Annotated in this window: 18 protein-coding genes and 2 pseudogenes; 4 read left to right on the top strand and 16 right to left on the bottom strand. The window is 73.8% G+C overall.

Annotated features, from left to right (window positions below):
* Positions 1 to 25 precede the first annotated feature (25 nt).
* From ACFPIH_RS33030 to ACFPIH_RS33015, 4 genes are all read right to left on the bottom strand, one after another.
* Entirely contained in the window at positions 26 to 1,825 is a 1,800-nt protein-coding gene (locus tag ACFPIH_RS33030; protein WP_381180788.1) for a vWA domain-containing protein, read from the bottom strand.
* Positions 1,822 to 2,883, bottom strand: coding sequence for an ATP-binding protein (locus tag ACFPIH_RS33025; RefSeq protein ID WP_381180790.1), 1,062 nt, complete (start codon positions 2,881 to 2,883; stop codon positions 1,822 to 1,824). The genes ACFPIH_RS33030 and ACFPIH_RS33025 overlap by 4 nt, the downstream gene beginning before the upstream one ends.
* 76 nt (positions 2,884 to 2,959) lie before the next feature.
* Complete coding sequence (locus ACFPIH_RS33020) at positions 2,960 to 5,050, bottom strand: phage holin family protein (protein ID WP_381180792.1); 2,091 nt, start codon at positions 5,048 to 5,050, stop codon at positions 2,960 to 2,962.
* Positions 5,051 to 5,162: 112 nt separating this feature from the next.
* Entirely contained in the window at positions 5,163 to 5,564 is a 402-nt protein-coding gene (locus ACFPIH_RS33015; protein WP_381180794.1) for a hypothetical protein, read from the bottom strand.
* Positions 5,565 to 5,648: 84 nt separating this feature from the next.
* Here ACFPIH_RS33015 and ACFPIH_RS33010 point away from each other — a divergent pair, with 84 nt between their 5' ends.
* Together ACFPIH_RS33010 and ACFPIH_RS33005 are read left to right on the top strand one after the other, a co-directional pair.
* Positions 5,649 to 6,422, top strand: a complete 774-nt coding sequence (locus tag ACFPIH_RS33010) for an MBL fold metallo-hydrolase (protein ID WP_381180796.1) — start codon at positions 5,649 to 5,651, stop codon at positions 6,420 to 6,422.
* Positions 6,419 to 7,048 (top strand): DedA family protein, encoded by a 630-nt coding sequence (locus ACFPIH_RS33005; protein WP_381180923.1) that lies wholly within the window; start codon positions 6,419 to 6,421, stop codon positions 7,046 to 7,048. Before ACFPIH_RS33010 ends, ACFPIH_RS33005 begins: the two co-directional genes overlap by 4 nt.
* A gap of 172 nt (positions 7,049 to 7,220) precedes the next feature.
* Here the strand turns inward: ACFPIH_RS33005 and ACFPIH_RS33000 are convergent.
* The 6 genes and pseudogenes from ACFPIH_RS33000 to ACFPIH_RS32975 form a co-directional block, all read right to left on the bottom strand.
* Positions 7,221 to 8,270, bottom strand: a pseudogene (locus ACFPIH_RS33000) (MBL fold metallo-hydrolase); the annotation flags it as partial.
* A complete protein-coding gene (locus tag ACFPIH_RS32995; RefSeq protein WP_381180798.1) occupies positions 8,267 to 9,523 on the bottom strand; it encodes an aminotransferase class I/II-fold pyridoxal phosphate-dependent enzyme in 1,257 nt (418 codons plus the stop codon). The gene ACFPIH_RS32995 and the pseudogene ACFPIH_RS33000, both read right to left, overlap by 4 nt.
* A gap of 191 nt (positions 9,524 to 9,714) precedes the next feature.
* Positions 9,715 to 10,428, bottom strand: coding sequence for a hypothetical protein (locus ACFPIH_RS32990; protein ID WP_381180800.1), 714 nt, complete (start codon positions 10,426 to 10,428; stop codon positions 9,715 to 9,717).
* 725 nt (positions 10,429 to 11,153) lie between these two features.
* A pseudogene (locus ACFPIH_RS32985) lies at positions 11,154 to 11,390 on the bottom strand (DUF6158 family protein); the annotation flags it as partial.
* A 102-nt stretch (positions 11,391 to 11,492) separates the two neighbouring features.
* Complete coding sequence (locus ACFPIH_RS32980; RefSeq protein ID WP_381180802.1) at positions 11,493 to 13,112, bottom strand: ABC-F family ATP-binding cassette domain-containing protein; 1,620 nt, start codon at positions 13,110 to 13,112, stop codon at positions 11,493 to 11,495.
* Between the two features lie 149 nt (positions 13,113 to 13,261).
* Positions 13,262 to 13,921, bottom strand: coding sequence for a histidine phosphatase family protein (locus ACFPIH_RS32975; protein ID WP_381180925.1), 660 nt, complete (start codon positions 13,919 to 13,921; stop codon positions 13,262 to 13,264).
* 212 nt (positions 13,922 to 14,133) lie between these two features.
* Here ACFPIH_RS32975 and ACFPIH_RS32970 point away from each other — a divergent pair, with 212 nt between their 5' ends.
* Positions 14,134 to 14,955 (top strand): class I SAM-dependent methyltransferase, encoded by an 822-nt coding sequence (locus tag ACFPIH_RS32970; RefSeq protein ID WP_381180804.1) that lies wholly within the window; start codon positions 14,134 to 14,136, stop codon positions 14,953 to 14,955.
* Positions 14,956 to 15,021: 66 nt separating this feature from the next.
* Positions 15,022 to 15,192: a hydrophobic protein gene (locus ACFPIH_RS32965; protein ID WP_381180806.1), complete on the top strand. Its 171-nt coding sequence runs from the start codon at positions 15,022 to 15,024 to the stop codon at positions 15,190 to 15,192.
* Between the two features lie 110 nt (positions 15,193 to 15,302).
* Here the strand turns inward: ACFPIH_RS32965 and ACFPIH_RS32960 are convergent, their stop codons facing one another.
* The 6 genes from ACFPIH_RS32960 to ACFPIH_RS32935 form a co-directional block, all read right to left on the bottom strand.
* Positions 15,303 to 15,989, bottom strand: coding sequence for a GvpL/GvpF family gas vesicle protein (locus tag ACFPIH_RS32960; protein WP_381180808.1), 687 nt, complete (start codon positions 15,987 to 15,989; stop codon positions 15,303 to 15,305).
* A 115-nt stretch (positions 15,990 to 16,104) separates the two neighbouring features.
* Positions 16,105 to 16,656: a GNAT family N-acetyltransferase gene (locus ACFPIH_RS32955; protein WP_381180810.1), complete on the bottom strand. Its 552-nt coding sequence runs from the start codon at positions 16,654 to 16,656 to the stop codon at positions 16,105 to 16,107.
* Positions 16,657 to 16,675: 19 nt separating this feature from the next.
* Positions 16,676 to 16,942 carry a lipopolysaccharide assembly protein LapA domain-containing protein gene (locus ACFPIH_RS32950; protein ID WP_381180812.1) on the bottom strand — a complete coding sequence of 89 codons (267 nt, stop codon included), beginning with the start codon at positions 16,940 to 16,942 and terminating at the stop codon, positions 16,676 to 16,678.
* Positions 16,943 to 16,997: 55 nt separating this feature from the next.
* Entirely contained in the window at positions 16,998 to 17,921 is a 924-nt protein-coding gene (locus ACFPIH_RS32945) for a S66 peptidase family protein (RefSeq protein ID WP_381180927.1), read from the bottom strand.
* A 20-nt stretch (positions 17,922 to 17,941) separates the two neighbouring features.
* Positions 17,942 to 20,008: a S9 family peptidase gene (locus tag ACFPIH_RS32940; RefSeq protein WP_381180813.1), complete on the bottom strand. Its 2,067-nt coding sequence runs from the start codon at positions 20,006 to 20,008 to the stop codon at positions 17,942 to 17,944.
* A gap of 16 nt (positions 20,009 to 20,024) precedes the next feature.
* Complete coding sequence (locus tag ACFPIH_RS32935) at positions 20,025 to 21,338, bottom strand: M20/M25/M40 family metallo-hydrolase (RefSeq protein WP_381180815.1); 1,314 nt, start codon at positions 21,336 to 21,338, stop codon at positions 20,025 to 20,027.
* Positions 21,339 to 21,373 lie beyond the last annotated feature (35 nt).

Genomic DNA, 21,373 nt, shown 5'->3' with positions numbered 1-21,373 from the left:
GGGTCCCATCCGATCACACTCTCGCTCACCGCACCCGGAACACCGGTCCCCGAGCCGTGAACGGCAGCCTGGCGCCCTGCGGGATCAGGTAGGCGTGTTCACGGCGTATCCGCAGGACGTCGCACCAGCCGTCGGTGATGACCAGCACCGGTGCGCCGGGCGGGAAGTCGTCGGCGCGCTGGAGCAGGTCGATGCCGGGCTGCAGGACGGTGCCGCCGCGGCCGTGCACCCGGACCCGGCCGGCGATCTCGGTGACCGGCAGATAGCCCGCGTCGTGCGGTGCGGCGTCGCAGAAGACGACCCGGGCCGCCGGTACGTCACGGGCCTCGGCGTAGGAGGCGATGGCGCCGAGGGCCTTGCCGAGGAGGGTGCGGTCCATGGAGCCGGAGGTGTCCAGGACGACGCCGAAGGTGCAGCGGGACACCTCCTCGGGCGGGAAGTACCGGCCGGCGCGCGGGATGTCGGGGGTGGAGGCCTGGCGGCGCGCGGGGCGGGCGTAGGACCGTACCGGCTCGGGGCGGGGTACGAACTCGTCGAACCAGCGGGCCAGTTGGGCGTCCCACGGCAGGGGTGGATGGTTCAGGGCGCGGATCTCCTCGACCAGCCCGCCGGGCAGGTAGCCGCGGTCCTGGCGCTGGTGGAGGTCGAAGCCCTGGGCGAGGCCGCGGCGGTAGAAGCCGTCGAGGTCGACGCAGTCGCGGGGCGGGCCGAGCGGGGCGCCGAGGACGTCGCCGAGGCCGCGTCCGCGCGGGGTGGCGAGGCGGCGCAGTCTGCGCAGGTCGCCGGCGATGCGGTCGTAGACCTCCTCCGCGGAGAGGCCGGCGAGCCGGGGGTCGTACAGCAGCCCGTCGGGCATGGTGCCGACCTGCATCTCGCGCAGCCAGCCGTTGATGACGTAGTCGCAGGCGACGTTGAAGAGGTAGTGGTCGCGGGTGCCGCAGCGGTCGCCGTGGCGCAGGGCGGCGTGCAGCATCTCGTGGGCGAGGACGAACCGCCATTCCTCGTCGTCGAGGTGGTGCAGCGGGTTGACGTAGATCTCGCCGGCCTCGGCGTTGACGGCGGCGATCTGGATGCCGTGGGCGCGGGCGAGTTCGGCGTCGGGGACGAGCTTGATGCCGGCCGCGATGCCGCCGAGCAGCGGGTAGGAGGAGACGAACCAGCTCAGCGCGCGTTCCCAGGGGCGTTGGGGGTCGGTCTCGTCGTCGAGGGAGGCGCGTCGGCCGCCGGCCATGTCCATCGCGGCGGACACGGTGCGGGTGAGGGCGGTGGCGAAGGCGAGCTGCCGGTCGGGGGGCCTGCCCTGGCGCCAGGTCTCCCAGGTCAGGAGCAGCTGGTCGGGTTCCGGGCCGGCGGTGCCGCAGCGGTCGTAGGCGGCGGGCAGGCCGGTGCGGCGCCAGCGGGCGGCGAGCTGCTCCTCGTCGCCGTCCGGGTAGGTGAGGGGCAGGTCCTCGGGCGCGGTACCGACCGGGAAGGTGAGCAGGAAGCGGTTCACGACCGCGCAGCGGGCGGCGATGTCGTACCGGTCGGGCTGGACGCGTTCGCCCTTCTCGGCGGGGACGTGGCCGAAGCCGAGGTGGAGGGCGGCGTGGGCGATGGACCAGGCCCACACGGCGGGGTCGGCGATGCGGGCCGGGTGGGCGTGCAGGGTGCCGTCGGAGTCGACGCGGACGAGGCCGTCGCGGGGCGCGAGTACGCAGGCCTCCGCGCGGCAGATGCCGAAGCCGACGGCGGCGAGGGCGGGGTTGGCGCGCATCAGCCGCAGTCCCTCGTCGAACGCCTCGGCCGCGAGGTCCCGCTTCTTCTTGCCGCGTCCGCCCCGGCTCATCGCCGCGCCTCCACCAGCCGGGGCATGTCACGGGCGGCCTCGACCAGGAACCAGGAGGGCAGCACCGGGTTGCCGTCGGCGTCGGTGGCGATGACGGTCTGGGCGACCTCGACGGAGATCTCGGCGAGCTGCACGAGCAGCGACTTGGCGCGGTAGGCGGTCTGCCGGCCGTTCGCCGACATGTGGTCCTTGACGGCGGGGAGTTCCTTGACGAGCCGGCCGCGGAACGACTCGGCGAGGTAGTAGAGCAGGTCGCGGTCCTCGACGCGGTGCGGCCAGGGGGCCTCGCCCTTGAGGACGGCGTCGATGCCGTACCGGCTGCGCACGATCTTGACGTAGCCGCAGAAGGCGGTGGCGTGCGCGGGCGTGAGCGTGCCGTGCGCGAGGACCTTGAGGGTGTCCTCGTCGAGGCCCTGTCCGAAGGAGTGCAGGGCGTCGGACAGCATGTGCCAGGAACGGGGGGTCGAGAACGGTTCCTCGGTTTTCGGCGGCTTGGACCACAGGTGGTCGGGGCGGGAGGTGAGGTGGTCGAGGATCCACGGGTGGATGCCGTTTCCGGCCGCCCAGGCCAGCCAGTCCCTGGAGGACGCCTCCAGGTGGACGTGGGTGAGGCGGTTGACGAGCGCGGAGGCGATCGGCCGGGCGAGGGCGTTGTCGGTGGCCCGGTTCCCGGCGCCGATGACGATCGAGCCCTTGGGCAGCTCGTAGGTGCCGATGCGGCGGTCCAGGATCAGCGAGTAGAACGCCTTCTGCACATCCGGGGTGGCCGCGTTGAGTTCGTCCAGGAACAGGCAGTACGGCTCGTCGCGGGCGATGGCCTCCGGCGGGCAGAACACGGATCGCCCGTCGCGGATCTGCGGTACGCCGATCAGGTCCTCGGGTGCGAGCTGGGTGCCGAGCAGGCTGACGCACTCCAGGCCGAGCGATTCGGCGAACTCCCTGACCAGGGAGGACTTTCCGATGCCGGGGGCGCCCCAGAGGAACACCGGCCGGACGGTGGCCAGGCCGAGGAGGAGTTCGGGTATGCGGGCGGGAGTGACCGTGACGGCGGCCTGCAAAAGAGGGGCTCCTTGGACTGTTCGGGAGAGCGACACGCCCAGTGTGTGCGTACGGTCCCGTGGGCGCAGCCGATTTTCAGGCGGCCCGCTCCTGCGGCTCCCGCTCCACGGGTATCTGGGGGCCGTCGGACTCGCGCAGCCAGCGGCGCAGGACGTCGTGGAGGTGTTCGGCGCCGGACAGCACCTCGCCGTCCCCGACCGGTGCGGACAGGGCGAGCGGGGAGAGCAGGAAGGGCCGGGACTGGGCGCCGCCGAGTCCGCCGTGCGAGCCGATCTGCTCCTCGAAGGACAGGACCTCGCCGTCGGCCGGGTCGTGGAAGGAGTTGACCATGATGTCGGCGGTGTGCGGGAAGGTGTGGGTGCGGCGCACCGCGTCGGCCGCGCCGGGGCCGAAGGAGGCCAGGGGGCCCGGGTCCTCGTCGAGCCGGTCCAGGGGGATCTCGGCGCCCTGCGCGCCGAGCACGACCCCGCCGTGCTCCTCGCTGCGGACCAGCAGGAAGCCGACGCCGGGGTGGTTGGCGAGGGTGGTCAGCAGGGCGGGGTGGCGGGCGTCGATCTCCTCCTTGGCCATCCGGTGTCCCACGTCGGGGAAGGAGATCAGGCCGAGGTTGCCGGAGGCGAGCACGAGCGGCTCGGAGCGGCGGCCGGACGGGCGGTGCTTCTCGCCGCCCTCCTCCACCGGCCTGCGCAGGGCCGCACGGACGGCGGCACGGGCCTCGGCGCCGCTGTGGGTGCGCTCCGCGCGGCGCGGGACGGGCAGGCCGCAGCCGGCCCGGACCAGGTCGCCGAGGGTGAGGCCGTAGCGGGCGTGGAAGGTCTCGCCGGGGCTCTGTCCGTGGTCGGACAGGACGACGATCCGGTAGGGGCGGGGGGCGTGCTCGGCGACCTTCTCGATCAGCGCGAGGGCCCGGTCGAGGCGGCCGAGGACCTGCTCGGTGTCCCGGCCGAGCGGTCCGGAGTGGTGCGCGACCTCGTCGTAGGCGACCAGGTCGGCGTAGACGGCGGTGCGGCCGGCGAGCATGTCCCCCGACACGGCGGCCACGACGACGTCCCGCTCGACGACGGTCGCGAAGGCGCGGACGAGCGGGTAGAGGCCGCCGCGTCCGACGCGCGGGCGTTCCTCGCGCAGCCGGGCGCGGGTGGACTGGGCGATCTCGCGGACCACCTCGGCGACGAAGGACAGCGCGGTGCGGACGGCGTTGGCCGGGTCGGAGAAGTAGGCGAAGTATCCGGCGCGGGAGCGGGTCTCCCGGCTGCGCCGGCGGGTCGCTATGGACAGCACGAGGGCCTGTTCGTCGGCGCCTCCGCTGAAGAGGTTGCCGCGGCTGGCGCCGTCGGCGGAGAGCAGCCCGCCCTCGCCGGTGCGGGCGACGGCGCGGCGCTGGAGTTCGGCGGCGCTGGTGGGACGGTTGCAGACCATGACCTCGCGGCTGTCCTTCTCGTACCAGCGGAAGGCGGGGACGTCGTGGTTGCTGCCGTGCAGGATGCCGAGCTGGCTGGCACCGGTCTGGCTGGACCAGTCGGTGCGCCAGGGGGTGAGGCGGTGGGTGGGGATTGCGGGGGACTCCCGGTCGGGGCCGTCGCCGAGCCATCCGGCCACCGTCGGCATCAGGCCCTTCCCCACGGCCCGGGCCAGTACGTCGTGGCCGACGCCGTCGAGCTGGAGGAAGACGGTGCCGGGGGTGGTGGGGCAGGCGGGACCGCCTCTGCGGCGGCGGTCGGCGAGCCGGTAGAGCCTGCGGCGGTAGGCGTCGTCGTCGCGGACGGCCAGGGCGCCGCCGGTCGCGGAGGCGACGGCGGACATCACGGCGGCGACGATGACGGCGGTCTCGGGCGCCGCCTCGGTCTGGCCGGACGGGGTCAGCCGCAGGGCGAGCAGCAGGAGGGAGCCGTTGAGGAAGAACACCAGCAGGCCGAGGACGAGGGCCGGCACGAGCAGCAGGAGCCGGACCAGCGGCGGCCAGACGAGGGCGGAGAGCAGGCCGAAGACGCCGGCGCCGACCGCGGCGGTCATGGCGATGGTGGTGGCGCTGTCGCCGTCGGCGGACTGCAGCCGGAAGTCCGGCAGGATCCCCGCGAGCACGAGCATCGTCAGGGTCGACACGACCCATACGGCGATGCTCCGCCCCAGCTGGCTGGCGGCCCGCCGCCACCGCACCCCTCGCACGCCCCGTCCACCTCGTCTTCCGGCCCCGATGCCGGTGGGGGGCCGTCATCCACCCTGTCACACCCCACTGACAACGGGCTTCGACAAGGGCCACCGCCCGGCCACCGCCCGGCTACCGCCCGTCGTACCCGGCCGTCGGCATCGACAGGCGCCGGTGGACCCGGGCCTTCATCTGGGCGTCGTAGTCGGGCTCGGCGTAGCCCACGGTCTCCACCCGCACACCGCGCCGGGCGCACTCCTCGGTGAACTCCTCGACGTCCGACAGCGCGCTCTCCAGCACCCGGCGGCTGGGCGCGACGAACAGGTCGACGCCGGATTCGACGCCGTCCCACAGCACGCAGTGGTCGGCCCGCAGTCCGCGTACGAGCAGTTCGCGGCTGACGACGTAGCCCCGCTGGGCGGCCCAGCGCGCGCACATCGCGTGCTGGCTGCGGGAGTCCACCAGGAAGGGATCGGCGTCCAGTTCCTCCAGCGGTGTCAGACTCGCGATCGCCGTGACCCTCACCGGTCCCATGGCGTCCCCCTCACCTCCGGGTTTCGCCGCCGACCCTACTCCTGCCCGTAGGCTTCGGGGGAGTCGCGCGAAGGAGGCAAAGGGGTGCCGGTGGAGATCACCTGGTGGGGCCACGCGACCTGCACGGTCGAGGATTCGAACGTACGGGTGCTCACCGACCCTCTGTTCGCCCGCAGGCTCGCTCATCTGCGGCGTCGCCGGGGCGCGATGCCCCCGCCCGGGGCCTGGCGCGCGGACGTGGCGCTCGTTTCGCATCTGCACGCCGACCATCTCCATGTGCCCTCCCTGGCGCGGCTTGCGCCGGGCACGCGCCTGCTGGTGCCCCGGGGCGCGCCGCGCGCCGTCCCGGGGCTGCGCCGGCTGTCCCACCTGCGGGTGAGCGAGGTGGCGCCCGGTGACGTGGTTCCCGTCGGCGACCTGCGGATACGGGTCGTGCCCGCGCGGCACGACGGGCGGCGGCTGCCGGTCGGCCCGCACCACTCCCCCGCGCTCGGGTACGTCGTCGAGGGCGAGGCGAGGACGTATTTCGCCGGGGACACGGGCCTGTTCGAGGGGATGGCCGAGGAGGTCGGGCCGGTCGACGTGGCCCTGTTGCCGGTGGGCGGTTGGGGGCCGTATCTGGGGGAGGGGCACCTGGACGCGGGGCGCGCGGCGCAGGCGCTGGCCGAGCTGGCGCCGGGGAGCGCGGTACCGGTGCACTACGGCACGTACTGGCCGATCGGGATGGATGCCGTGCGCCCCCATGAGTTTCATGCGCCTGGTGCGGAGTTCGTGCGCCTGGCCGCGCAGCGTGCGCCGGGCGTGACCGTGCACCGGCTGGACCACGGACAGAGCGTGCGTCTGGAGGTCGCGTGGTGAGGTGGTGGCTCGCCGCGGCGGTGACCGCCGTGCCCGCCGAGTCCACACAGCGGGCGATCGGCTATCCGTCACTGTTCCTGCTGGTGCTGATCGGGGCTCTGGTACCGGTGGTACCGACGGGGGCGCTGGTGAGTTCGGCGGCCGTGGTGGCGTTCCATCAGACGGCACCGTTCGCGCTGGCGCTGGTGTTCGCGACGGCGTCCCTGGCGGCGTTCCTCGGGGACGCGGCGCTGTACTGGCTGGGGCGGCGCGGGATGCGCTCCCGCAACGGCTCGCGCTGGCTGGAGGCGATCCGGGCGCGGGCGCCGCAGGAGCGGCTCGAGCAGGCGCAGGGGAAGCTCGCCGACCACGGTACGGCGGTGCTGGTGCTGTCCCGGATGGTGCCGGCCGGCCGGATCCCGGTGATGCTGGCCTGTCTGATGGCGCGGTGGCCGCTGCGGCGCTTCGTCCGCGGGAATCTCCCGGCCTGTCTGGCCTGGGCGGCGACCTACCAGTTGATCGGGATCCTCGGCGGTTCGCTGTTCCCGCAGCCCTGGCAGGGTGTGGTCACGGCGGTCGCGCTGACCGTGGTGATCAGCGCGGCCCCGAGCGTCTGGCGTCGGATCAGTCGACCCCGGGCGGTCTGACCGGGCCGTCCGGTCCGGTGTCGGCGAGCCTCCGGTCCGTTCCAACGTCCGTGAGGCTTCGATCCGGTCCGGCGTCCGTGAGGCTCCGGTCCGGTCCGGCGTCTATGAGCCTTCGATCCGGTCCGGCGTCCGTGAGGCTGCGAGCGGTCCGGTGTCCGGGAGGTTCCGGCCGGTCCAGTATCTGTGAGGCTCCGATCGGCAGGTCCCACAGGTCGGCGCGGTCCAGACCCGCCTGCTCCCAGGCCGCCCGGACCCGGTCGAGGGGTTCCAGGACGGGTTCGGCGGAGAGGACGAAGGTGCCCCAGTGCATCGGGGCCATACGACGGGCGCCCAGGTCGAGGACGGCCCGTACGGCCTCCTCCGGGTCGCAGTGGACGTCGCTGAGCCACCAGCGCGGGTCGTAGGCGCCGATGGGCATCAGGGCGAGGTCGATGCCCGGGTAGCGCTGTCCGATACGGGCGAACCAGTGGCCGTATCCGGTGTCCCCGGCGAAGTACACGCGCTGTCCGTCGGGCGCGGTCAGCACCCAGCCGCCCCACAGGGAGCGGCAGGTGTCGGTGAGGCTGCGCTTGGACCAGTGGTGGGCGGGGACGAAGTCGAGGCGTACACCGGACAGTTCGGCCGCCTCCCACCAGTCCAGCTCGGTGACCCGGGTGAACCGGCGCCGGTGGAACCAGCGGCCGAGCCCTGCGGGTACGAACACGGGGGTGTCGCGCGGGAGTCGGCGCAGTGTGGGCGCGTCCAGGTGGTCGTAGTGGTTGTGGCTGATGACGACGGCGTCGACCGGCGGCAGGTCCTCCCAGGGCACGCCGACGGGGGTGATGCGGGCCGGGGTGCCGAGGATGCGGCGGGACCAGACCGGGTCGGTCAGGACGGTCAGGCCGCCGATACGGAGCACCCAACTGGCGTGTCCCGCCCAGGTGACGGCGACGGTGCGGGCGTCCACGCGGGGCAGCGGCGCGGGGGCGAAGGGCAGCCGGGGGATGTCGGCGAGGCCTTCCCTGCCGGGCCGGACGGAGCCTTCCCGGGCGAAGCGGGCGACGGCCTTGAGGCCGGGCAGCGGGGCGGTGAGCCGGTCGTGGAAGGTGCGCGGCCACACCCGCCGCTCCCCCGACGGGCGGGGTTCGGCGAGGGGCGGGAAAGGGGGCGGGACGAGGGTCTCGGTGTCTTGCGGGGGCACGGGTTCGGCGGTGGTGGTGGGCGACTCGGACTGCTGCGTCATCGAGGAGGCTCCCGTCGCTGAGCGTCGTCACGGAGATCGTCGAAGACCGACCTCAGAAGCGTCAACGTGCGTTGCACGTGTGGCAGTTCCAACGGTGTGGGTGACGTGAGGCATTCCGTCCGCAGGGTGACCGTTCCGCCGAGCAGCAGGCCGGTGGAGAGGCGGACGCGCAGCGCCGCGAGGTCGTCGCCGAAGCGGTGGCCGCCGGGCGCGGGCATGCCGAGCCGGGCGGTGAGGAAGTCCTCCAGGTCCTGGGAGTCGCCGACGCCGTGCGCGGACAGCGCGCCGCGCAGCGGATCGAGGTCGGCGTACAGGTGACGGCCCGCGCGCGGTGGCAGCGCCAGGGCGCCCGCGCCGACGACGGCGGCGTGGACCGCCGCCGCCACGCGTGCGTGCAGGCGTACGGCGTCCCCCACGCGCGTGGTGACCGCTTCGGGCTCGGTCAGGGCGTGCGTCGCGGCTGCGGCGACCGGTGCGGCCACGCGCGCGTCGAGGGCGGTGAGGACGTCGAGTACGCGCGCGTGCAGGTCGTCCCCGGCGGCGGAGGCGGGCAGCCGGGCGACGGCGGCCGGCCAGCCGACGGGCAGCAGGGCACCGGCCAGGTCGGTGACGACGGTGACCCGCTCCGGGAACATCTCGGCCGGGCTGACCAGCACGGTGTCCTGCGGGGCGTGCAGGGTGTCGCGCCAGGTCTCGTCGCTGACCAGGTGCAGGCCCTCCGCGGCGGCGGCCTCCACGGCCTCGTGCAGCACCTCGGGCGGGGCGACGGTGCCGGTGGGGTCGTCGGCGACGGACAGCACCAGCAGCCGCGGGTCGCCGCCCTCCTCACGCACCCGTCGCACGGTCTCCAGCAGGGCGTACGGGTCGGGGACGCCCCCGCACTCGGCGGGCGTCGCCACGTGGAACAGGGGCCGGCCGAGCAGCCTCGCGTACGGCGCCCACCAGGTCGCGCAGGGCCGGGGCACCAGGACGTCGCCGCCGAGCGCGGCGGTCAGCGCGATCAGCAGGGCGGGCGCGCCGGGTCCGGCCACCGGCCGGCCGGGGTGCACGGGAATGCCGCGCCGCTCCCAGTAGCCGGCGGCCGCGTCCAGGAGGGCGGGGCCACCGCCTACGGGCTCGGCGTCCGCGCGGCCCGCCGACTCGGCGAGGACCGCGGCGAGTTCGGGCAGCACCGGCAGTCCGTCCGGCGGGAGCGGCGGGCCGTAGCGGACCGGCCCGTGACCGCCCTGGCCTGCCGGTTCCGTGCGCCACATGGGTCCTCCGCGCAGTCCGTCCTTGGTGCCCTGTGCCGGGGCCGGCCACCGGGGCCGCGTGCTGGTGTGGTGCGTGTGGTGCGTGCTGTCTGGTGCGTGATGCGGTGTACCCACGGGGATTCGGTCCTGACACGGTCCGTCCGTGTCGGGCCCGCCCGTCGCGGCGGGGGCCGGGCCGGTTCGTCGGCGGGTCAGGCGGCCGGCGCGGACCTGCGGCGCCACAGCCGGTGCCCGGCGGCGCCGAGCGCACCGGCGATCAGGAGTCCGCCGGCGACGAGCGCGGGCACGGAGTCGCTGAAGGAGCCTCCGCTGCCGGCCCGCACGCCGTGTTCGACGGGCGCCGGGGTGGGGACGGGGGCGTGGCTGGGGGTGCAGGGGCTGCCGTGGTCCTGCCAGGGCTCGGCGCAGGGCCGGGCGGTGTCTTCGCAGGCCGCGCCCTGGGCGGGGGCACACGGCTGGGTGCTGCTCCCGCTCCCGCCGCCGCTGCTGCCGCCCGGGGTGATGTCGAAGGCCGCGCTCCAGGCTCTGCCCCGCGCGCCGGGCGCCGCCGGGCAGGTGCCGTCGACGGTCCAGCCGCCGTCCGGGCCGACCGCGCCCGCTTCCCTGTCCAGGTCGGCGTCGGGGGCGATCCGGGCGGTGCCCCGGTAGGCGACGGCGTCGCCGTCCCCGTCGTCGTCGCCGGGGATGCGGTCGAGCCGTACGGTGCCGTCGGCGAAGGCCTGCGAGACGGCGTCGAGAGATGCGGGGGCGGTGGCGCCGACCGGGTCGCAGGCGACGGAGACGGTGACGCTGTCGCCGGGGCCGACACTGCCCGGGCCGACCGCCGCCGTCGGGTCCGCCGAGGCGACCGGGGCGGCGGCCACCAGGGCGGCGGCGAACAGGAGAGGGGCGGCGGTGCGGCGCATGGAACAGCTCCTTCGGCCGACGGCGGCGGGGCACGGTGTTCATGCCTCCCCGCCATCACAGCCCGAGGACGCCCGCCCCGCGCGCGGCCGGACACCATTCGCGGGACGAAGACGGCCATGTGGGTGACGGGCATGCGGGGCACGAGGGACCAGGGCTCAGCGGCCCGCGGCGCGGCGGACGGGGATGCGGCGGGCCGAGCACGGCAGACGGGACGCGGCGCGGTCCGAGCACGGCAGACGGGGACGCGGCAGACCAGGCCCGGCAAGCAGGGACGCAGCAGACCAGGCCCGGCAGGCCGGAGTGGCAGGCCGGGACGTGGGATGCCCGCCCCGCGCCCCGCACCGCCGACCGCGCCCCGCACGGCCGCCGAGCCCGGGACGGCAGCCGCGCCCAGGACAGGCGTCCCCCTGCGCAGCCACGCGCCTCACGCGTCGCAGGGGTAATCGCAGGGTGGTGAGACGCGGGCGCCGGCCCGGCGCAGCGGTGCGTCCCGGGTGCCGCATACGCGACCGGTGCCTCGCGCACCCCGGGCGCGCACGCCCGCGCACAGGCCGTCGGGCGGGACCGGCCCCACACCCGCGCACACCCCGCCGGGGGGCGCCGCACGCCCGCGCCCCGCGCCCGGGACCCCCGGCCGCCGTCAGGTGCCGCCGGGGCCGCCGCCCCTGGAACCCGGGCCCCATTTGCCCGCCGGTGTGTCCGCCGGGGGCCGGGGGCCGGGGCGGGTGACGTCGGTCGCGGGTTCGCGCTCCCTGGCGCCCTCACGGGTGCGGCCCGCGGAGACGAAGCGGCGCGGGTTGCGGCGCAGGTACTCGCCCTCGAGCCCGGCCATACGGTCGTTGTGGGCGCGCAGGGCGTCGTTCGAGCCGTACAGCAGGGTGTCGTGGCGCGTGCGGTGAATCGTCTCCAGCTCTCTCATGAGCTGCTGGTCGTCCAGCCGGTCCGGGTCGACTCCGGTCATCGTGGTGCCCCGCTCGTCGTTCCGCCTACTGCGTTCCCTCCACTGTACGAACAATCGGGCCCCCGAGCCCCCGGGCGTGGCCCCAGGGACCCGCGGGGCGCTCTACCTGGCCCGCTCCACGCGCCGTTCGTCCCACACCGGCTCCGGCGTCTCACGGACCCGGCCGTCGCTGCCGAAGACCAGGTAGCGGTCGAAGGAGCGGGAGAACCATCGGTCGTGGGTGACGGCGAGGACCGTGCCGTCGAAGGCCTCCAGCCCCTCCTGGAGGGCCTCCGCGGACTCGAGGTCGAGGTTGTCGGTCGGCTCGTCGAGGAGCAGCGCGGTCGCGCCCTCCAGTTCGAGGAGCAGGATCTGGAACCGGGCCTGCTGGCCGCCTGAGAGCCGGTCGAAGGTCTGCTCGGCCTGCTGGGTGAGCTCGTAGCGGCGCAGCCGGGACATGGCCGCGCCCCGGTCCTGGGAGTGCTCCTGCCACAGGATGTCCAGCAGTGTGCGGCCCCGCAGTTCGGGGTGGGCGTGGGTCTGTGCGAAGTGCCCCGGCACGACCCGCGCGCCAAGCTTGAACTCCCCCGTGTGGGCGACGTCGTCGCCGGCGAGCAACCGCAGGAAGTGCGACTTGCCGGAGCCGTTGGAGCCGAGGACTGCGACGCGTTCGCCGTAGAAGACCTCCATGTCGAAGGGTTTCATCAGGCCGGTCAGTTCAAGTCCCTTGCAGGTGACGGCCCTTACTCCGGTACGGCCGCCCTTGAGCCGCATCCTGATGTCCTGCTCGCGCGGCGGCTCCGGTGGCGGTCCTGCCTCCTCGAACTTGCGCAGCCTGGTCTGGGCGGCCTGGTAGCGGGAGGACAACTCGTGGCTGATGGAGGCTGCCTGACGGAGGTTCAGCACCAGCTTCTTCAACTGGGCGTGCTTCTCGTCCCAGCGGCGGCGCAACTCCTCGAAGCGGGCGAAGCGTTCACGGCGGGCGTCGTGGTAGGTGGCGAAGCCGCCGCCGTGCACCCAGGCGTCGGCGCCGGTCGGCGAGGGTTCGACGGAGACGATCTTCTCGGCGGCGCGGGAGAGGAGTTCACGGTCGTGGGAGACGAAGAGGACCGTCTTGCGGGTCTCCTTCAGCCGCTCCTCGAGCCATCGCTTGCCGGGTACGTCGAGGTAGTTGTCGGGCTCGTCGAGGAGAAGTACCTCGTCGGTGCCGCGCAGCAGTGCCTCCAGCACGAGCCGCTTCTGCTCGCCCCCGGAGAGGGTGCGTACGAGCCGGAACTGCGCCTTGTCGTACGGCACTCCGAGCGCCGCCGTCGAGCACATGTCCCACAGGGTCTCGGCCTCGTAGCCGCGGGCCTCCGCCCAGTCGGAGAGGGACTGCGCGTACTGGAGCTGCGCGGCCTCGTCGTCGACCGTCATGATCGCGTGCTCGGCCTTGTCCACGGCCCGCGCGGCCTCCTGGATACGGGGAGAGGACACGGACACCAGCAGATCGCGTACGGTCGTCTCGTCCCGTACGGATCCCACGAACTGGCGCATCACGCCAAGGCCGCCGCTGACGGTGACGGTGCCGCCGTGCGGCTTCAGCTCGCCGGAGATCAGCCGCAGCAGGGTGGTCTTGCCGGCACCGTTGGGCCCGACGAGGGCCACCACGGCTCCTTCACCCACCCGGAAGGAAACGTCGCCGAGCAACGCCCTCCCGTCGGGGAGGTAGTACTCGAGGTGCGCGGCTTCCAGATGTCCCATGAGGACGCATTCTGCGGCCCGCGCCCGGAAACCGGCAAACCCATTCCGACGGGACGGGCGGCGACCGCCGCTGCGGAGGACGGCGCGACGGGGCCCCTGAGCGCGCGGGCACCAGCCCGCTCACCTGGGCATACGCGGGTGCCCGCGGTTCAGCCCGCTTCGCCCAGCGCCCGGCCCGCCGGGCCGGACTCTTCCGCCGGGACCACCGTCGCGCCCGCCCAGGACAGGGCCTTCCAGCCGTCCGTCGGGGAGCCCTCCAGGATCACCGTGCCGGTGTTGGCGAGGCGGTGGCCCGCGGCGAAGGGGACGTCGACGTTGTGGGCGCGGGCAGCCGCCCAGGTGCGGATCGCGGCGCCGTGGCTGACCAGGGCGGCCGTCGCCGCGCCGGTCCCGGCGGCCTCGGCGACCACCGCGTCGTAGCGGGCGAGGAACTCGGTGCCGTTCTCGCCGCCCGGCATGCGCAGGTCCACGTCGCCCGCCGCCCAGGCGAACGCCGTACGCATGTACTGCAGCCCGGCCCCCGCGGTGTCCCCGGGGAGGAGCTCCAGGTCGCCCGCGGAGATCTCCCGGATGCCGTCCCGCACCCGCGCTTCGAGGCCGCGGGCGGCGGCCAGCGGGGCGGCGGTGAGCTGGGTGCGGACGAGGGTGGAGACGTAGAGGACCTCGATGTCCTCGTCGGCGAATGCCTGCGGCAGGGCGGCGGCCTGCCGCTCGCCGAGCTCGGTCAGACCGGGTCCGGGTACGGCGGTGTCCAGGAGGCCGGCCACGTTGTTGGGCGTCTCACCGTGACGGACGAGCAGCAGACGCATGCGGTGACCCTCCAGGTCGCAAGCACCGAACGCCGCCCCCGCGCGGAACGGCCAGTTCAGGGTAACCCGGCGCGACGCCACCGCGCGGGGCTGAATCTGACGCACCATCAGTCCACATGGTGAAATATATGGTCTCAAGATGTGGCCGCCTGGCGTACCGTGACGGACATCGCTTCGAGAGATTTCCGGGTACTTCGAGAAGGGGTAGAGCCATGGCGAAGGCGCAGGAGACGGCCGTCTACACGCACGGGCACCACGAGTCGGTGCTGCGTTCCCACACCTGGCGGACCGCCGCCAACTCGGCCGCGTATCTCCTCGGCTCCCTGAAGCCCCACATGAGGGTCCTGGACGTCGGCTGCGGCCCGGGCACCATCACCGCCGACCTCGCCGCACTGGTCCCCGACGGGCACGTCACCGGCGTCGACCACGCCCCGGAGATCCTGGACCGGGCCCGGTCCACCGCCGCCGGACGGGGTCTGACGAACGTCGACTTCGCGGTCGCGGACGTCCACGCGCTGGATTTCCCGGACGACACCTTCTGCGTGGTCCACGCCCACCAGGTGCTCCAGCACGTGGGCGACCCGGTGTCGGCGCTGCGCGAGATGCGCCGGGTCACCAAACCCGGCGGCTACGTGGCGGTGCGCGACTCGGACTACGCGGCGATGATCTGGTACCCGGAGTCGTCCGGGCTGGACGACTGGCAGGAGCTGTACCGCCGGGTGGCCCGCGCCAACGGCGGCGAGCCGGACGCCGGGCGGCGGCTGAAGTCGTGGGCGCTTGCCGCCGGGTTCGCCGACATCACGGCGACCTCCGCCACCTGGACGTTCAGCACCGCCGAGGAGCGCGCGTGGTGGAGCGGCCTGTGGGCCGACCGCACCCTGGCCTCGGCGTACGCGGAACGCGCCACGCGGGGCGGCCACGCCACCGAGGAGCAGCTGCGGGCCGTGTCGGCCGCGTGGCGGGAGTGGGGCGAGCGGGAGGACGGCTGGTTCGCCGTCCTGCACGGAGAGATCCTGTGCCGAAAGGATGCTTGATCCACGAATTGCGCGCGAATGATTCGTGGATTACGGGCAACCCGAAGTGGCAGGAGGTTTCACACTATGGTTCCCATCCTGCTTGTTCTTCTGCTGGCACTACTGCTTTTCGGCGCCGGGTTCGCGGTGAAGATGCTCTGGTGGATCGCACTCGCGGTGCTCGTCGTCTGGCTGCTCGGGTTCCTCGTCCGCGGCACCTCGGCGGCGGGCGGCAGGGGCCGTTGGTACCGGTGGTGACGCCACCGTAAACCGGTCGACGGACGGTCGGGGCCGCTCCCCCGGCCGTCCGTTCACCCGTCTCGGTCGGCTCGGCCTCAGACGAAAGAAGCGTCTTCGGCGAAAGAATCTCAGTCGTCGACGAAGGAATAGGCCGCCCACGGCCCGGTGAGTTCCACGCGTATTCCGGATTCCTCGTCCTTCGCCCGCTCCACGATTTCCACGAATTGCTCGGATTCCGCACGCGGTACGAGATAGGCCGTGTGCAGCAGGTTCCGCCCGACGGTTTCCGACGGGGCGAGCTCCTGCCCCTCCCGCCCCGGGTGGAACCGCCCGGGGTCGCGGCGTGAGCACTCCGCGCGCGCGGCGAGGGTGGTGTGCAGCCGGTCGGCGAATCGTTCGGCCCGCTCCCCGGCACCCTCGTGCACGGCCCGTACCTCCACTCCCCATTCGACCCGCCCGGCCAGCCGGTCCAGGGTGTGCCGGAAGTCGTCCTCCCGCTCCTCCATCATCACGCGTACGCCGCTGTCGTCCCGGAACACGGTGGCGAGCCCCAGCGGCAGGGGGGTGGTGACGGCGGTGAGCGCGTCGACGACCTGCTGGTGTGCACGCGCGGTGGCCGTCCGCCATTCCAGGTCCGCCAGCCGACGGGGCAGCGGCTCCGAGGCGAAGTCCCGCTCCGGCACATGGCTCACGACGGCGATCAGGCCGTGGTGGGTCAGCAGCCGGGGCGGATCTCCCGCCACGCCCTTCAGGTCTGCCTGCAGCGGCGCGCCGAGCGGCCGGCACACGGCGTACACATAACGCAGTCCGGTCATCGCGACTCCTCCACGGACGAGCACACACCTGCACGCGTACGCGTACCCATCACCGGGCTCCTCACCATCGTGCTCCGGGCCGCCCATCCGCGCGACCGCGTGGCCCGGGACGGGATCAGCCGGAGGCCCGCATCTCGGCGGTGATCGCCCACCGCTCGTGGTCGCGCCACGCCCCGTCGATGAAGAGCATCTTCGGGGAGAAGCCCTCCCGCCGGAATCCGCAGGACCGGGCGAGCGCGATCGACGCGGCGTTCCCGGGCTGCACGTTGATCTCCAGGCGGTGCAGTCGCATCGGCCCGAACGCGTACCCCACCACGAGGCCCAGCGCCTCCCGCATCAGCCCGCGCCCGGCCGCGTGGGCGAAGGCGCCGTAGCCCAGCGCACCGCACTGGAAGGCGCCCTCGACGATGTTGTTGATGTTGACGAACCCGACGAGGGCGCCGTCCTCCTTCGCGCACACCAGGAACCCGGCCCGGCCCGGATCCTTGATCAGCCGGTTCGCGTACTCGCCGTACGCGGTGACGGTGGTCGGCGGGAACAGCCACGGGTGGTGGAGGTCCCGGCTCTCCCGGGCGCGCGCCGTGAACTCGGCGCCGTCGTCCTGGGTGAAGTGCCGTATGCCCACCCGGGGGCCCTCGGCGAGATGGCGGGATGCGGTGTGCGGCATCCCGCCAGCCTACAAACCCTCAGCGCCTGCGCCCCATGAAGTACGCCCCGCACAGGGCGCCGATCAGCGCCGTGGCGAGCAGTGCCGCCCACAGGGGCATCGTGACCTCGGGAACCAGCAGCCTGATCTTGGTCTCCTGGGTGTTCTGGAAGATGAAGACAAGGGTGACGGCGGCGAGCACCAGCATCGTGATCCGGGCGGGCGTCATCTCCATGCGTCTGCGCCCGGCGGACCTGCCCCCGTGCCTCCCGGAGGTCTTCGCCGTCTTCGAGGTCTTCGGGCTCATACGACCAGGGTGCGCCCCGGCCCGCCCGTACGCACGGTGAGCGCACTCCCGGAGGTCAGCGCAGGGCGGGCGCGTCGAGGGTCAGGGTGCCCGTCTCCGCGTCGAGCTCGGCGCCCACCCCGAAGGGCACGGTGACCGCACCCTCACAGTGCCCGAACCCGAGCTCCTCGACGACCGGCACCCCGAGCGCGCCCAGCCGGTCGGCGAGGACCGGCCGCAGCTCCTCGTAGGGACCACATTTGTCCCAGGAGCCGAGCCCGACCCCGGCGACCCCGTCCAGCCAGCCGGTGCGCAGCAGCTGGGTGAGGGCGCGGTCGACTGCATACGGTCGTTCGCCTACGTCCTCGATCAGCAGCAGTCCGCCGCGCGCGCCGGAGCGGGTGTGCGGGGTGCCGTAACCGGTGGTGAGGAGGGTCAGACAGCCACCGAGGGTGACCCCGCGGGCCCGGCCGGGGGCGAGGGCGGTGCCGGCGGAGGTGAGGGTGCGGACGGTCTCCGGGGCGAAGAGAGTGGCCCTGAGGTGCTGCTGGGCGCGGGCGCTCTTGACGAAGTCGACCCCGGCGGCGACGGGGCCGTACAGCGTGACCAGGCCCAGGCGGACGGCGAACGCCTCGTGCAGCGTGGTGTGGTCGCTGAAGCCGACGAACACCTTCGGTCCGGCCGCCCGCATAGCCTCCCAGTCGAGCAGGTCGACCACGCGCTGGGCGCCGTAGCCGCCGCGTGCGCACAGCACGGCGTCGACGGACGGGTCGCACCAGGCCCGCTGGAGGTCGGCGGCCCGGTCGGCGTCGCCGCCGGCGAGATGGCCGAGGGGGGTGTGACGGTCCAGGACATGGGGTGCGGGCACCGGGTCGAGGTCCCAGCCGCGCAGCAGGTCGAGTCCGGCCTGCAGCCGTTCCTCGGCGACGGGCCCGCTGGGGGCGACGACGGCCACCCGCGCGCCGGGGGCGAGCCGCGACGGCCGCACGAGTTCCTTCACGGAATCGGTCACGACGTTCTTCACCGTACGAGTTCCAGGGTGGGGATGCCGGGCGGGTGGAGCCCGAACACCTGAGCGTACAGGGACAGTTCGGCCTCCAGCGCGCGCACGGTCGTCGCCGCCCGCCGGAACCCGTGCCCCTCCCCCTCGAAGGTCAGGTAGGCGTGCGGCACCCCGCGCCCAGCCAGCCGGTCCAGGAGGCGCTCGCACTGGGCGGGTGGGCAGATCACGTCGTCCAGGCCCTGCAGGAGCAGAAACGGTACGGCGATCCGGTCGGCCTGCTCCACGGGCGAGCGCTGCGCATAGCGGGCGGGCACCTCGGCGAGCGGGCCGACCAGGCCGTCCAGATAACAGGACTCCAGGTCGTGGGTCCCGCCGGTGGCCCAGCCCACCAGGTCCAGGACGGGATACCGGATGGTCGCACAGGCGTAGACATCGGTGCCGGTGAGCGAGGCGGCGGCGGTCCAGCCGCCCGCGCTGCCGCCCCGGATCGCCAGCCGGTCGCGGTCGGCGGTGCCCTCGCGGGCCAGGGCGCGGGCGACCGCCGCGCAGTCCTCGACGTCGACCACGCCCCACTGCTCGCGCAGCCGCTCCCGGTACTCCCGCCCGTACCCGGTCGAGCCCCCGTAGTTGACCTCGGCGACCCCGATGCCCCGGGACGTGAAGTAGGCGATCTCCAGGTCCAGCACGAGGGGCGCCCGGTCGGTGGGCCCGCCGTGCGCCCACACGACGTACGGCGGCAGTTCATGGCCGGGGGCCGCGCACCCCGGGTTGTGCGGCGGATAGACATGGGCGTGGATGTCCCGGCCCTCGGGCCCGGTGAACGTGCGGATCTGCGGTTCCGGGTAGTACGCCGGGTCCACCGCGTCGTCGTGCGCGGCGCCGATCACCCGGGCGCGGCCGGTCCGGGTGTCCAGCTCCACCACCTCGTAGGCACTGCGCGGGCTCGCGGCGACACAGACGACCCGGTCCCCCCGCGCGGCGAGGGTGGACGCGAACTCCGTCCACGGCCCGGCCGCGTCGACGAGCTCACCGGTCTCCGGATCCAGGATCCCGAGCGCGGTCGACCCACGACCGTGCACGACGGCGACCAGGCCGTTGTCCAGCGACGCGAACCAGCGCTGCCCGAGCTTCCACAGGGCGCCGGCGAACTCCTCGTCGCGGGGGCAGAGGGGTTCGTGGCCGCGGTAGAGATTCCACCAGCCGGTGCGGTCGCTTGTATACAGTAGCCCGTCGACTGTGGACGGTGACGGGGAGACTGTCGACGACAGCCGGTCGGCTGCGGATCGCATACCGTCGCCCGTCGACGGTCGCCCGTCACCGGTGGATCGCATACCGCCGTCCGCACCCGCCCGCCACCAGTCCACCTGTGCGACCGACTCCCCCGCCCCGCCGGCCACCACCCGGGCACCGCTCAGTTCCCCCTCCGGCGTGACGTCCGCGAGGAGTACCTCCGTGCCGTCCCACGGCATCCGGGGATGGTCCCAGGCAAGCCAGGCGGCGCGGCGGCCGTCGGGGGACAGCCGCGCCCCCGTCACGAACCGGTGCCGCCCGTCGGTGAGTTCGCGTACGGCGTCCCGGTCCTCGGCCGCCGAGCCGTCGAGCGGTACGGCGGCCAGGACGCGGCGTACGTCGGTGGGAGCGGCACCGGTGAACTCCTCCAGTACGCACCACACTTCGCCCAAGCCGAGGAGCAACTGCGGCTCCACCCAGCGCAGTCCGCCGCCGATCGACGAGAGCGGGGTCAAGGGAACGGGGTCGGCGCCGGGCTCGTACGCGTACAGCCGCTGGTCGGCGAAGTCGACGAACACCACCAGCGGGCCGCTCTCGCGCATCGCACCCGCCCAGGGCTGTCCGCCGTACTCGACGACCCGGCTGCGCACGTTCCAGGGCGCGGGCAGGACGGTCTCCTCGGTGCCGTCGGGGTGGAGGCGGACCAGGGTGCGCCGGCCGGCCTCGGTGGGCCGGGGCGCGGTCCACCACACCTCGTCGCCGACGAACCCGACGTACTCGGGCCGCCCGTCGTACGCGGCGGCGAGGGCGGCGTCGATGGGCGAGGGCCAGGAACCGTAGGGCCGGATCTGCACGTTCTCCCCCGCTCGTCTAGGCCGTGCGCAGGAACCGGTCGAGGACGCGCACGCCGAAGTGCAGCGCGTCGACCGGGACCCGCTCGTCGACCCCGTGGAAGAGGGCCTGGTAGTCGAAGCCCTGGGGCAGCCGCAGCGGTGCGAAGCCGTAGCCGGTGATGCCGAGCCGGGAGAACTGCTTGGCGTCGGTGCCGCCGGACATGCAGTACGGCACGACGTGCCCCTCGGGCGCGAACTCCTCCACCGCCCCTCGCATATGGGCGAAGGTGGGCGAGTCCACCGGTGCCTGGAGGGCGACTTCGCGGTGGAGGAACTCCCAGTCCACGTCGGGGCCGGTGAGTTCGTCGAGGGTGGTGCGGAACTCGTCCTCGCCGCCCGGGAGATAGCGTCCGTCGACGTGGGCGACGGCCTCGCCCGGGATCACGTTGACCTTGTAACCGGCGTCCAGCATGGTCGGGTTGGCGCTGTTGCGGACGGTCGCCTCGACGAGGGCGGCGGCCGGGCCGAGCTTCTTCAGCAGCTCGTCGACGTCGTCGGCGTCGTCGAGGCCGGTCTCGATGCCGTGGAGCGCGGCGAGTTCGGTGAGGGCGGCGCGCACGGTCGGGGTGAGCCGCAGGGGCCACTCGTGCTCGCCGATGCGGGTGATCGCGTCGGCGAGCCGTGTGACGGCGTTCTCACGGTTGACCTTGGAGCCGTGCCCGGCGCGCCCCCGTGCGGTCAACTTCAGCCAGGCGGTGCCGCGTTCGCCCGCCGCGATGGGATAGATCTCGCGTCCGGCGCCGTCGTGGAAGGTGAACGCGCCGGACTCGCCGATCGCCTCCGTGCAGCCCTCGAAGAGTCCCGGGTGCCGGTCGGCGAGGAAGCCGGAGCCGTCCACGGCGCTGGCCTCCTCGTCGGCGGTGAAGGCGATGACGAGGTCGCGGCGGGGCCGCACGCCCAGGCGTCGCCAGGCGCGAACGACGGCGAGGATCATCGCGTCCATGTTCTTCATGTCGACCGCGCCGCGCCCCCACACGACGCCGTCGCGCACCTCGCCGGAGAAGGGGTGGACCCGCCAGTCGGCGGGCTCGGCGGGCACGACGTCGAGGTGGCCGTGGACGAGCAGGGCGTCCGCGGCCGGGTCGGTGCCCTCGATACGGGCGACGACGTTGGTCCGGCCCGGAGTGCGTTCCAGGAGGGCGGGTTCGAGGCCCGCGCCGGCCAGCAGCTCGGCCGCGTACTCGGCGGCGGGCCGCTCGCGGCAGTCGCCGCCGCCCCGGTTGGTGGTGTCGATGCGGATGAGGTCGGAGGTGAACCGGACGACCTCGTCCCTGGCCTGCGCGTCAGCCATCCTGCCCCCACCCGTGCCCGATCCCCTGCCCCTGC

Source organism: Streptomyces vulcanius (assembly GCF_042653945.1).
Lineage (GTDB): Bacteria > Actinomycetota > Actinomycetes > Streptomycetales > Streptomycetaceae > Streptomyces > Streptomyces mangrovi.
This window is presented reverse-complemented; position numbering and strand designations above follow the sequence as displayed.